The sequence below is a fragment of the Crenothrix polyspora genome (assembly GCF_900163755.1).
In the GTDB taxonomy this organism is placed as follows: Bacteria; Pseudomonadota; Gammaproteobacteria; order Methylococcales; family Methylomonadaceae; genus Crenothrix; species Crenothrix polyspora.
In genome coordinates this window covers 1-11,889 of record NZ_FUKI01000179.1, presented here as the reverse complement: position 1 = coordinate 11,889, position 11,889 = coordinate 1, and the positions used below count along the sequence as shown (strand labels likewise).

Genomic DNA, 11,889 nt, shown 5'->3' with positions numbered 1-11,889 from the left:
AACTTGAGCAAGTTCATGCTTCGACAGGCTCAGCACGAACGGTGGTGGCGTTTAAGTTGTTCAAGTTATTTCATGCACGTTCCTTAGTGATGACGACGCGTTGTTCAATATTGGCTATTTCATTAATCGTGTTATCAGTCGTTCGATTGCCTTCCGCTAAATCCAAAGTATGAATTGCATCATGGCCATGCTCCCTTAACAATATACAGCGTTTTCAACTTAGGACAGTTACAGCCACCGTTCGTGCTGAGCTTGTCGAAGCACGAACGGCACACTTCGACAAGCTCAGTGCGAACGGTTACGCTGTAACTATTGAACTGTGAAAACGCTGTAGCTAAATGACGCGGCAAATGGGCATCAACCAGAAAATTCATGCTGCCAATAATTCGATACGTTTAATCTTGAGTACACGCGAAGCAAAATTAAGTGCAGCCAAAATATCATCATATTCAATATCTTCATAATCCAGAAGAATTTCTTTTATACTCATGCCAGAACCCAACCACTCAAGAACCGTTTCAACAGGATAACGAAGCCCCCTGATACACGGTTTGCCGTGACAAATGGCAGGATCGATTGTGATACGTTCAGATAAGGATGTTTCCATGAGATTTACACTTTTGTTTAGCATTTAAAAATACATCGTACGGCTACTCACTTAAAACGGCTCTACTACAAAGAGTAAACTCGAAGTCATCTGGTTTTAAGTGGAAGCTCCTAATGCGTTACAGTTTAGTATCTATAGCCTTATTCAAAGCTTGCCTTCAGTCGTTGCTTTTTTCTTTAAACTTGCCTTAACTTCCGGCGGCATATAATTTTCATCATGCTTGGCCAACACTTCCTGGGCAATAAACACACCCTGCGTATTAAGCTTGCCATGCGCGACAATCCCCTGACCTTCTCTGAATAAATCCGGCAAAATACCGGTGTATTCCACCGTGACTTCCTTACTGAAATCGGTCAAGGTAAAACGCACCATCATGCCTTTATCGGGTCTTATGACCGTGCCTTTAACCACCATACCCCCCAATCGGAACAAGGCATCTTTGGGTGCTTTACCTGCCACCACGTCGGTGGTGGAAAAAAAATACATCAAGTTTTCGTTAAAAGATTTTAAGGCAAACGCCGTAGCTATACCGGTACCAACGACCATTAAAGCAATAAGAATTAAACGCTGTTTTCTGGCTACTTTCATAATAGTTATCGCTTCTGTTTTAAAGCTTGCTGACGTAAAAACTGCCTACGTTGACGAATGGGAATAACCACATTAGCGGCTAAAACCACCAAAGTAAGCCCATACGATGTCCATACGTAAAAACCATAGCCACCCATCGCAAAAAATTCTTGTACGCTCATAATTTAGCTCCCATGGCTATTTTATTTTTAACCCATTGCGAGTTACGTTCGCGTGATAATAACTCTGTACGCGCACGCTGCATCAGAGCAATCACGTAATACACTTTAAATGCCAACGCCATGAGTAACAGTGGTATTAACATGCTGCTGTGCATAGCCGGTTTACCCGTTTTGGTGATAACCGTAGGGCCTTGATGTAATGAACTCCACCATTCAACAGAGTAATGAATAATGGGGATATTTACCACACCCACTAAAGCTAAAATAGCCACGGCTTTGGAGGCAACACGCTTATCATCCATTGCGCCATATAAACCCATGACACCCAGATACAAAAACAACAGCACCAACTCCGAGGTTAGCCGTGCATCCCACACCCACCATGTACCCCACATGGGTTTGCCCCATAAAGAGCCGGTGACCAGCGCGATAAAAGTAAATGCAGCACCAATAGGCGCACTGCTCACCAATACTACCTCGGCCAGTTTAATGCGCCACACCAAGCCAATTGCACCGGCAACGGCCATGACAATATAAATAAATAATGACATCCAGGCGCTGGGCACATGAATGTAAATGATACGGTAACTGTCACCTTGCTGATAATCAGCAGGAGCAAGGTACAAGCCGCCTACCAAGCCCGCCGAGACCAGTATCACAAACACACCAACTAACCACGGCATACATTGCTCGGTAAAGGTATAAAAATGCGGCGGCGAAGCCATGCGATGATAAAACCGCACGACAGCATCAGGGATTAAAAACATACTATGTACCACCTAATCTTTAATAATACTTTAACAAACAACGGGCTTTTTATCATCAATACGATACTCGCAGCATTAGGCTTTACAATACGACGGTATCCAGCTACGTGCAATCATGTAGTCAGGTACTTCATTAAAATCAAACGCTTCACCGTCTTTAATCATTTGTTTAACATCAAACAGCTGACCTACCTCAGGAATATCGTTAAAAAATAGGGTGTAAAAAGGCTTAACCAGCCATTTTGAAACTTTCATGCCTATCGGGCCGATAAAATTACGGCGTTGACCCACATGAGCAATTTCATCAATGGTAATTTCATCCAGAAGCTCTTTCAGACGCTCACGCACTTCGGGTTCATCTGCCAATAACGTATCAAACAAGCGGTGTAAATAAAAATAATAGGTAACGCCCATTAATTCGGTGACAAACGCGGGGGAATCCATTAAAAAACCAGGAAACTTGGGGAATTGCTCGTAAATCCATTCTTTCACAGGGCTTAACGGTTGCCATTCAATGTCTGTTAAGCCACAAGTGCGTAACATTTCGTCAAACAAACGCCAATGACAAAACTCTTCAGCTAAATGCACACGGCTGATTTTATCTTCTACGCTATGGGAATTGGCCATATTAGGTACGACATCCCATGCACCTTTAATACCGACCCATTCATGTCGGGCAAATTTGTACATGCCTGTTAACATTAAGATCATCGGATCTAGGGTTTTTGGATCGTCTTGCATATCAACATAATTACGATAAAACAAATCAGGATTCGACAACGGTGTACGCAGCTTAACGGGGTTATCTTTAAAGTGCTGAAGTTTGGCGCGTTTTTTAGCTAAATCTTTATCCGCCTCCAACAATTCACCGCCGTGGTGCTGGGTAAACTCCCAGTAGTTGTCAAAATTGGCCTGGCGTTGTTGTTTACTGGCTACAGTAAAAATAGAAAGATATTGAGCAGACCCCATTCCCTTACTCCAAATTGATAATAACAAGTGCCTATTCTACGAAAAATCGGCTGTGAATACTTCTAAATTTATCTAATGCGTATTGTCCGGTGACAAAATATTTATAAATTTCCTAGTTTAGACAATAGTTTATCGTATTGCATAGCGGGGTCTTGTTAGACAACACAAGGGGATTATTGGCATAGTAGCGTAGGTGTATGTTATTTTGAGCGCTTACCTGTAAAATGGTAGCTAATGCGTAGCAGCCCCGATTGTGCAGGGTATTTGGGGAAAGTTATCTTACTGGTGATCAGCCATTGCCCGGTGATTGTACCATTTGCCAGCTCTGTTCCGGTCAACGTTGCCGTACTAGCGGCGGGCTTTAGAATTAGCCCTGATTTTACTTTTAAATCGCTGGCGATATGATTCAAAAAAGCCGTCGCGGATGCTGTGTGTAATACACCTTGAAACGCTGCGCTTTTGCGCGTCCAATTACCGGATAATTGAAAGGCTTGCCCATTAATAACAAAATGCTTTTGTGTGCCTAATACTAAGGCGGCATTATCTATTTTTTTACTGGTTTGCTTTTGATTTTTAATACTGGTATCGATCTGTAGTGTGCCGTGTAATTGCCATGTACCCGTTATATCCGCTGCGTATGCAGGTACGCACAGGGTCATAGACAAACATATTAGCGTTCTGAAAAAAAAGTGAATTGTCATATTATTTGCAAGCACACGGCTGAATATGTAGGGAAAAATCTTGTGTTGCCGCGCCGCCTTTGCCGTCTGTCACTTTAACGGTAACCGGAATATGGGCGTGGGGTTTATTAGGTACGCTCCAGTTAATTCCCCCGCTTGCATTGATCGACATGCCAGATGGTGATACCTCCAGCGTATAGGTCAACTTATCTTTATCGGCATCGATTGCTGTTACCTCGTAGCTAAAACTGCGCGTTGCCGTGGCTGAATCAGGGGAGTATGAGGTAATCACCGGATTATGATTAACGCCACCACCGGCTTTAACGGTAATTTTGACCGCATCGGCCACGCTTTGTACGTAAGCATCATTAATCGTTAGACTGGCGATATAGTCACCGGCAAGATCGGGTTTAAATGTTGTCATCGCCGTTGTTGTTTTCGATAATTTAGCTTGGCTGCCAGGTGCAGATTTTAATGTCCATACGTAGCTTAAAGGATCGCCATCTTTATCCAATGACGCACCGCCATCAAGACGCACCACCGTTCCCACTACAGCGATTTTATCCGTACCGGCATTAGCGATGGGAATTCGATTAGTTGCAGGTATTTGCAGCACGCGATACTGAAATTGAACGTTTGCCAAAGCTGACGGCTTAAATTGCAAGGCTTTTTTAGCAAGGGCTTCCAGACTGGAAACGGCTAATTTATTAACGGGATTGCTAAAGTCAAATCGCAAGGTAAAAGGTATTTTTGCACCCACAGCAAACGTGCCTTTTTTTAGTATCCACTGGTAAGCACTGCCATCGGGTACAAAACCGTCCGGCTTAAGCAACATAATTGAAGACTGGGGGCTAAAGTCGCCAACAACTAAGGCAACAGGGGCATTAACCATTGTTTCGGACGTGTTATGTAGCACCCCCGACAACACAAAGTTTCCCGCCTTAGTATCAAAACGGGGCTGGCTTTGTGCGAACTCAACAGTCATCTGTTTAGTTAATACCGGTTTAGCATAGCTGTTAACCGCCGTTAGCGCTAAGGTGAGTATCGGTAAGAAAATTGTTGTAAATTCTTTAACTTTGAGTTTTTTATGTTTTAAGTTTGACGATTTTACCGCATTTTTCATTGCCCCACCTCATCATGCTGTTCATCGAAGTGTAGCTCTTGGTTAAGCTGAAGAGCTTGACTATCAATAGGACGAGGCATTATATCTCCTGCTGTAGATGTTGACACTTGCGAGAGTGTTTTTTCGATTATTTCGTTGCCTACGACAATCCGTATACGATAGGGTGTAACCGATAAATTATTTACACGCACCGTAAATTTGCCATCAATTAAGGCTTGTATGGCTAGCAGTTGGTCAGTAACCGCATCATACACACTGACAGGTCCGTTTTTAGCAGTGCCTTCGACCTGCAATGTGTGCGTAGCACTGTTAAAAATTAATTGACTAATAGCGGGCGCAGCCAGTGCCGTGGATAAGCCCAAGACAAAAAATACAATTAATCTCCAAACTAGACCTAACAATTGACCTGGAAATCTTCGAAATAAAATCATGCGTTACACTCTGTTTATTTTTTTAGTTTAACTTCGTAACAACCCAATCGACAGTCTATTTAAATTTATTGATAACCATTTTGCCACCTGACATCACCAAATCAGGCGATTCCAATAATTTAAATTTTTGCAAAGGATTGCCACGTACGGCAATGATATCGGCAGGCGCACCTATCGCTATCCTGCCCAGCAAGGGCTCTACACCCAATTGTTCACCGGCGCTGGAAGTTGCCGCCTTAAGCACGTTGATAAGCTCGTTAATCTGCACCGTTGCGCCACTGGTTAAGGTCAACATCCGTTGTAATTCTTGGCTATTAATACCTAATGGCACGTTAGCCTGACCTATTTGAGAGCCATAAATAAACTTGGCATGCTTATTGGCTAAGCTCACCATATTGGCACGCGCACCCCTACAAGCTGACACACTACCCAATGAAGTAACAAAACTAACGCCTTGCTTAACAGCACGGGTCAGTAAATTTTCACTGATTCTGGCACAAGGCATATAAGCCAGCTGATCGACACCCGCATCTAACGCCCGTTTAAAGCCGGTGTTTTCACCCACTTGAGCTACCACTTTAATGCCATACTCCTGCGCTTTACTCACAATAGCTTTTGCTATCGGTAACGGCAGCATTGGCCAAGGCGCTTTAGGAGCAGCCTTACCGTTGTGTACCTGCATCCACGGTGCGCCCACTTCTCCACCGGGTTCCAGGGAAATAATGGCTTCTGGTGCATCGCTGTCATACAATTTCAACACCGCTTTCTCAGCCTGCGCTACAGAAGCCACCACATAGCCTATTTTGTTAAAACCACCCTGGCCGCCAAACACATTCAGCGGATAGCCACCAGGTGCTTGTAAAATTGGCCCTGAACTTAATAAGCGCAGTTTGCCAACCCCGCCTTCTGGGATTTTTAACGTACCACCGGCATCTTGCGCCGTAGTGATACCGTGCGCCAATACCTTGTCTTTGCTGATTTTTTGAAAGCTGATGTGAGTATTGGCATCAATAAAACCTGGCAAAATAGTTGCATTGCCCAAATACAATCGGTTTGAGCATTTTCCACACTTGCCACTCAAATGCGTTGATGCCCCCAGACGGGTGATTTTGTCCCCTTCAACCAAGACCGCCATATCGGTTTTAACTGGATTAATGCCATCAAATAGCCGATCTGCTATCAATAGCAAACAGTTTGGTGCGGCCGCTGCGTCCACACTGAAGCTTGTGAAGTTAGCCACCCATGCAACTATCATCAAGGACATAGCCGGTAAACGAATGTTAGTTTTCATCATCGTTACACCCAAAATAAAATACCCCGCTTCACTATCAAAACAGGGCAGGTTTGTGAGAACTCAACCGTAAGCTTTTTTTAACACGGTTATCGCCCAGGAATATAAGCAATACCAAACGGATTTAACCCCACATGAATACGCTTTTTGGCATACACGGGCACAGGCTTTTTACTGGAAATGTTCCACACAGTCACATCGCCCTCTACCGTGCCTATCTCATGACCAGAATGAGTTAGGTATAACTTAGTACCGGTTGCGTTGACAGTAACGTTATGGGTATGTGCCGCAAGTTTCTTTAACTTGGGCAAAGCCGAAGAACCCACAATTTTCATGGTTTTGGTATTAATTGCCCATAAGCCATTGTGGTTTTTGCTACCTTTTAAAGCGTCTCCGGCCACATTAGTTACATAGGCAAACTGATTATTGGGCATCCAGGTAATACCGTGTGCTGAGGGTATATCAAGAACTTTTAGTTTTTTAATAATTTTCTTGGTAATTTTGTTAGGGTCGAGTACATACACTTTGTTAGCCATTTGCGTTGGCACAAACAACTTGCTATCGTCATTTAAGATACCGACGTGTGGATCTTTGCCGGTGGCAAAACGCCCCAGTTCTTTAAAGGTTTTGGTGCTGTATTGCACAACATAATCGTTATCACCTTCAATACCCACAATGGTAGTGAATGCCCATTTGGCTTTTTTATCGAGCAAAATATCGTGTGGTTTGCCGCCTTGAGCCGCTAAATCGGCAGGGATGGGTATGGTTTTCAGGATTTTTAAATTACCTGGATTAATCACGGTAAAGGTTTTATCCACATCATTGACACTCCAGGTTTGCTTGCCCAAACCATCTGTCCACATGTGGAATGCACCGCCACCCTGCGGGACGGTATTTTGTATTTCATAAGTGTCGGCATTCATGGCAATAATTTGATTATTGGCACGATCATTCACCAGGATACGGTTGTATTTGGGCGAATAATTGACGTACATTGGCTCAGGAGGCCGTGCAAACTTACCCGCTACCGAGATATTTTTAATCAGGGTATCGGTTTTTTCGTCAATAATGGAAATAGTGCCAGAAGTACGATTGGCAACTAAAATTCGACCTGCCGTTGCCGCCCATGCCACAGAGCACAGTGACTGAACAGCATACAGGCTGGTTATCGCTAAGAGGCTTGCTGTTTTTTTCATAGTTACACCTAAAACGGTTGATTAACACCTAAAGAGTGCGATTTGTTGCGGAAAAAAGAGAGTGGGGCATAGTGTATCCCCACTCTTTCCGAAAGTTTCGGAGCTATCGGCCTTATGGTTTACCTAAAGGTGATTTTTTGAAGCTCTTTTCCACGCTATGACACGTTCCGCAACTCACGGGCGTACCGGCTTTTACTTTTGTAGTGACCGTTGCACCCAGGCTAGTCGTAAAAGTGAAGCTACGATCAACCGGTGTTTTGGACAGCCGTGAACCTTTATGGTCTTTACCATGACAAGAAGAACATTGATCTGGCTCGCCAGCGACACCGGGCTTTTTAGCCCAAGCCGCATGAGCACCATAATCCTTTGCCTTGCCATCGGACGATTTCCACCAGAAAGCATCATCAACAGGGTGCATATTGTGCGGCCCTGCCAACATGTTTTTGGGGAAACTCAAGCCGCTAACGCTGTTCACCTTGCCGCCTTTAAACGCATCCGCCGTATGACAAGCTTTACATTCCACGATAGTACCTGGGTGGCCTTGTATCTGTGTTGCCGTTACGTTGTCGTTGGCGTAAGGGTTTGGATTAGGCCAGATAGAATGCGCCGCACCATGACAGCTTGAACACGGTATGTTGGCGTGTTTGTCTAAACTTTCTTTGAACAGACCACGCTCGCAGACGTTGCTACCGGCTTTTAAATCTTCTTTGAACGTACCAGGAGGGCACGATTTACCTTTGCCTTTAGCCGCGACAATAGGCTTATAAGCAGAACCGTGCGCTTTATCTTCAACGGCCTCTATTCTTGGTGCAAAGTTTTCTGCAAAGCGCTCACGTTTGGCGGCCAGCTTTTTAAAATTGCCGGTTGTCATATCGTAAGCTCTGCGTAACACGGGCTCATCGCCATGTCCAGTATGGCAAGAGCCGCAACTGGGCAGGCCATCCAGATAAGCATGACGAGGCAAGGTCTTAAACTCTTTACCAATGTTGTTGTCCGGTGGATTGACACCGCCACCCGTACCGCGCGAAACCATCGCTGATGCACCGGCTTGTACTGGCATATCGCCATGACAATCGATACAGTTGACACCCGCTGTAGTCATGACATCACGCTGGTATTTGTCCTGCTTGCCCTGATGACAGAAGAAGCAGCTACCATCCGGTTTGCCGCCGTCTACTGTTTTTAACAACAGCGGATGCAAGGGATCAATAGGCTTGCTTAAATCCACCATCTTAAAGCCTTTGGTGACCGGATCGCGTTCCACCTCACCGGTAAAATCAGGCCGCATAGTACCTAGCATACGACCGTGGGTATTGTGCAAGGCATTAGGGAATTCTGGACAAGAACCGCCAGCGGAGACCCCTTTCGGTAACATAGGCCCCCAGGATTCGTCCACTTTATGTTGCGAACGGTGACACCACGCGCCGCAAGATTGCGGCATACCTTTGGGGGCATCCAGCAGCTTGAAGTTATCACCGGGCCAAGGCTTGTTGGGTGAGCGGTTAATTTGTGCAAAGCCGTAGGTAAAGTCGTGTGTTTCCAGAATATTGACTAAAGCAGCCTGCTCAATATCCGCGCGGCTATTGGACGCTGGCTTAACAAATTGTGGAATTTGATAGAGGTGTTTTTTATAGTTCGCCCAGGCACTGCCTTCTGGACTTTTTTCAATTTCTTTTTTAAGCTGATCGTATACCGACTGATCTGCACCGATTTTGCCGTAGGTATGGCATTCAGCGCAGTGGAATTCTGTACTGACTGCCGTCACTGCATCACTGGTTGCCAGCACTTTGCCACCGGCTTTTGCCTGTACGCGCATCAAAGGATAGGCGTTGTGTCGGCCTTTGTCATCGGTTGGAAATTGTGCAAGGCCATTGGCTTTAAATAGCTTTTTAGTGGCATCAAAACCGTTAAAGGCTTGTGGATCATTGGCCTTATAAGGGTTATTAATACCAGGCATGGCTACACCAGTCGGTGTTACATAGCCTCTTACACCTGGCTTTTTAGGGTCTTCAGACCACACTTTGGCGTTGTAAGCTTTTTGGCCTTCATCCGGCAAAATATCCACAGTGCCCCAGGAATTTTTCTTTTTGGCATCGTAATCCCAAAAAGCACCAAAAATACACGCTGCTTTACTGGGCGTATGTTTAGCACCGGTTATTTTAACTACTTGGCCTTTTTTGGTGGGCTTACCGCCTATGTCATTTTTGCCGGTATACACGCAAGGATCGTAGTAATCGGTTTTTTTAATCAGAGCCGACTCAAAACGCGCACCTTTAGGATAATTTTGGCTGGTTGAGTTAATTGACCCTGCACCTACCGGATCAAAAGGATTGGAGGCTGCTGAATATTGCAATTGGATTTTATCTTTATTGGTCAACACCTGTGGTCTGTTAAGACCCACGCCGCCTTTTTTAATAACCAGCGCATTAATCGAATTGATGGGATATTGCTGTGAGACGGTTTTATAGGTTTGATCATGAAACTCCATGCCCATTGGCGTAAAGGGAATAACCACATGCTTGCCATCAGTGGTTATTTTTGCTTCTGCAACCATAGCAGGTGTATTAGGTGGCGTACCGACGGTTACTTGAACCACATCGGCACAGCGGCGACCTTTGAGATCGGTGGCAATAAAATGCACGTTGTAAGTAGTGTTATCCGCGAGGTCGAATTTTACTGCCCCTGCATTAGCGCTTTGCGGCCTAACGGCTGCACCGCCACCAAAATCCCATTCATAATGCAGTGTGGTGTGTTCAGGATCGGTTGCTTTGCCTGCAAAATGCAGACTCTGGCCAAATTTGATATGTTGATGAGCGGTGGGATTGGTAATGGTACAAACAGGGGGCAAATCGCCCGTTTTGCATTGTTGTTCTTGCGAGAGCGTCTTTACGACCATTTCATTACCCGCCATAATGCGCACACGACACGGTACAGTGGGTAAATTTTTTATATTAAAAGCAAACTTGCCGTTTTTTAAGGCTTGTGCCGATAATTGCTGGTTGGCAATTGCATCATACAAACCGACCGGCCCTGCTGTAGCTGTGCCTTCAACTAATAGGGTGCGGGTAGTGGCATTAAAAACTAAGCGACTGATAACTGGCGCGGCCAGTACGGTCGATAGACCCCATATAAAAAATAGTAATAATCCCCAAGCCAGCTTAATCAGCTGACTCGGTGAACCTCGAAAAGAAATCATAAATTACGCTCCGCTTGTTTTTTTAGTGACAACCCAAGCTACAGAGCATTTTTTATGCCTACTTTATTTTTTACTAGAAAAAAATCCAACAAAATTTATATAATCAATTGATAATAAATATAATAATTCATTTCAATTGTGTTAAAAAATAAACATTTGCTGATGTTTTTTGTGATCGTAGAGAAATTCCAGCAAAAAACAGGTGATATGCCACAGTATTTTTAAAAAACTGTAGCATATCACGTACTTTTTAAAAAATACTATTGATTTTATTGCTATTTTTTGAGCGATATTTATATTGAAAACAGCTATATTTCGACTGTTTTTACGTGATTACTTGAAAAAGTGTGTCATATCACATACTTTTAGAAATACGGGTAGGTTATGCAAAATTAAGTTACTATGTAATATAATCTTACTTCCGACATTCCGCACCCCTAAATAAAAATTCAGCATTTAAGCAACATATTGATATTTAATGAATTTTAGTATTTTAGACTTTCGAGTTAAAACAAGAAAAATTCATCTCTCGTTTGTTTTTTGTTAAATATAAGCTGATATAAATGACTTTGAAAATACGCCAAAAATTCAACAAGTTTATAACATACTGAAATTATTAAATTAAATTTAATCATAAAATTATGAATAGGGGTGCGGAATGTCGGTTACTTCATTACTTTGGGGTTATTATGCTAGCGAAATTAACCAGTAAAAATCAATTAACCTTGCCCAAATCAATCGTTACATCCACGGGAAATGCAGAATATTACGATGTCGCACTAGTACTCAGTCACTCTTTAAATGTCGAATAACAGCCCCCATAAACAAGTTTCACGTAAGGGATAGGCTGACTATGAAAAAGAAATACATTGTACGATTG

13 protein-coding genes are annotated in these 11,889 nt (G+C 43.7%); 1 reads left to right on the top strand and 12 read right to left on the bottom strand.

What is annotated here, in order from left to right:
- Window positions 1–70: 70 nt before the first annotated feature.
- From CRENPOLYSF2_RS19530 to CRENPOLYSF2_RS18355, 12 genes are all read right to left on the bottom strand, one after another.
- Window positions 71–202 carry a DUF5615 family PIN-like protein gene (locus CRENPOLYSF2_RS19530; protein ID WP_217884138.1) on the bottom strand — a complete coding sequence of 44 codons (132 nt, stop codon included), beginning with the start codon at window positions 200–202 and terminating at the stop codon, window positions 71–73.
- A gap of 168 nt (window positions 203–370) precedes the next feature.
- Window positions 371–607, bottom strand: a complete 237-nt coding sequence (locus CRENPOLYSF2_RS18405; protein WP_087145414.1) for a DUF433 domain-containing protein — start codon at window positions 605–607, stop codon at window positions 371–373.
- 144 nt (window positions 608–751) lie between these two features.
- On the bottom strand, window positions 752–1,195 hold the full coding sequence (gene ccmE / locus CRENPOLYSF2_RS18400) for a cytochrome c maturation protein CcmE (protein ID WP_087145413.1): 444 nt from the start codon (window positions 1,193–1,195) through the stop codon (window positions 752–754).
- 5 nt (window positions 1,196–1,200) lie between these two features.
- A complete protein-coding gene (ccmD, locus tag CRENPOLYSF2_RS18395) occupies window positions 1,201–1,356 on the bottom strand; it encodes a heme exporter protein CcmD (protein ID WP_087145412.1) in 156 nt (51 codons plus the stop codon).
- Complete coding sequence (locus CRENPOLYSF2_RS18390; protein WP_087145411.1) at window positions 1,353–2,123, bottom strand: heme ABC transporter permease; 771 nt, start codon at window positions 2,121–2,123, stop codon at window positions 1,353–1,355. The genes ccmD and CRENPOLYSF2_RS18390 overlap by 4 nt, the downstream gene beginning before the upstream one ends.
- A gap of 75 nt (window positions 2,124–2,198) precedes the next feature.
- On the bottom strand, window positions 2,199–3,092 hold the full coding sequence (locus CRENPOLYSF2_RS18385; RefSeq protein WP_087145410.1) for a hypothetical protein: 894 nt from the start codon (window positions 3,090–3,092) through the stop codon (window positions 2,199–2,201).
- 200 nt (window positions 3,093–3,292) lie between these two features.
- Window positions 3,293–3,751 (bottom strand): hypothetical protein, encoded by a 459-nt coding sequence (locus CRENPOLYSF2_RS18380; protein WP_087145409.1) that lies wholly within the window; start codon window positions 3,749–3,751, stop codon window positions 3,293–3,295.
- Window positions 3,752–3,794: 43 nt separating this feature from the next.
- Complete coding sequence (locus CRENPOLYSF2_RS18375; RefSeq protein ID WP_087145408.1) at window positions 3,795–4,895, bottom strand: Ig domain-containing protein; 1,101 nt, start codon at window positions 4,893–4,895, stop codon at window positions 3,795–3,797.
- Window positions 4,892–5,326, bottom strand: a complete 435-nt coding sequence (locus tag CRENPOLYSF2_RS18370; protein WP_087145407.1) for a hypothetical protein — start codon at window positions 5,324–5,326, stop codon at window positions 4,892–4,894. The genes CRENPOLYSF2_RS18375 and CRENPOLYSF2_RS18370 overlap by 4 nt, the downstream gene beginning before the upstream one ends.
- Window positions 5,327–5,381: 55 nt before the next feature.
- Window positions 5,382–6,620, bottom strand: coding sequence for an amidohydrolase family protein (locus CRENPOLYSF2_RS18365; RefSeq protein WP_087145406.1), 1,239 nt, complete (start codon window positions 6,618–6,620; stop codon window positions 5,382–5,384).
- 86 nt (window positions 6,621–6,706) lie between these two features.
- Complete coding sequence (locus CRENPOLYSF2_RS18360) at window positions 6,707–7,813, bottom strand: YncE family protein (protein WP_087145405.1); 1,107 nt, start codon at window positions 7,811–7,813, stop codon at window positions 6,707–6,709.
- A gap of 112 nt (window positions 7,814–7,925) precedes the next feature.
- On the bottom strand, window positions 7,926–11,009 hold the full coding sequence (locus CRENPOLYSF2_RS18355) for a PKD domain-containing protein (RefSeq protein WP_087145404.1): 3,084 nt from the start codon (window positions 11,007–11,009) through the stop codon (window positions 7,926–7,928).
- A 689-nt stretch (window positions 11,010–11,698) separates the two neighbouring features.
- Between CRENPOLYSF2_RS18355 and CRENPOLYSF2_RS19395 the strand changes: the two genes are divergently transcribed.
- Entirely contained in the window at window positions 11,699–11,821 is a 123-nt protein-coding gene (locus tag CRENPOLYSF2_RS19395) for a hypothetical protein (protein ID WP_272867716.1), read from the top strand.
- The last annotated feature ends 68 nt before the right edge of the window (window positions 11,822–11,889 follow it).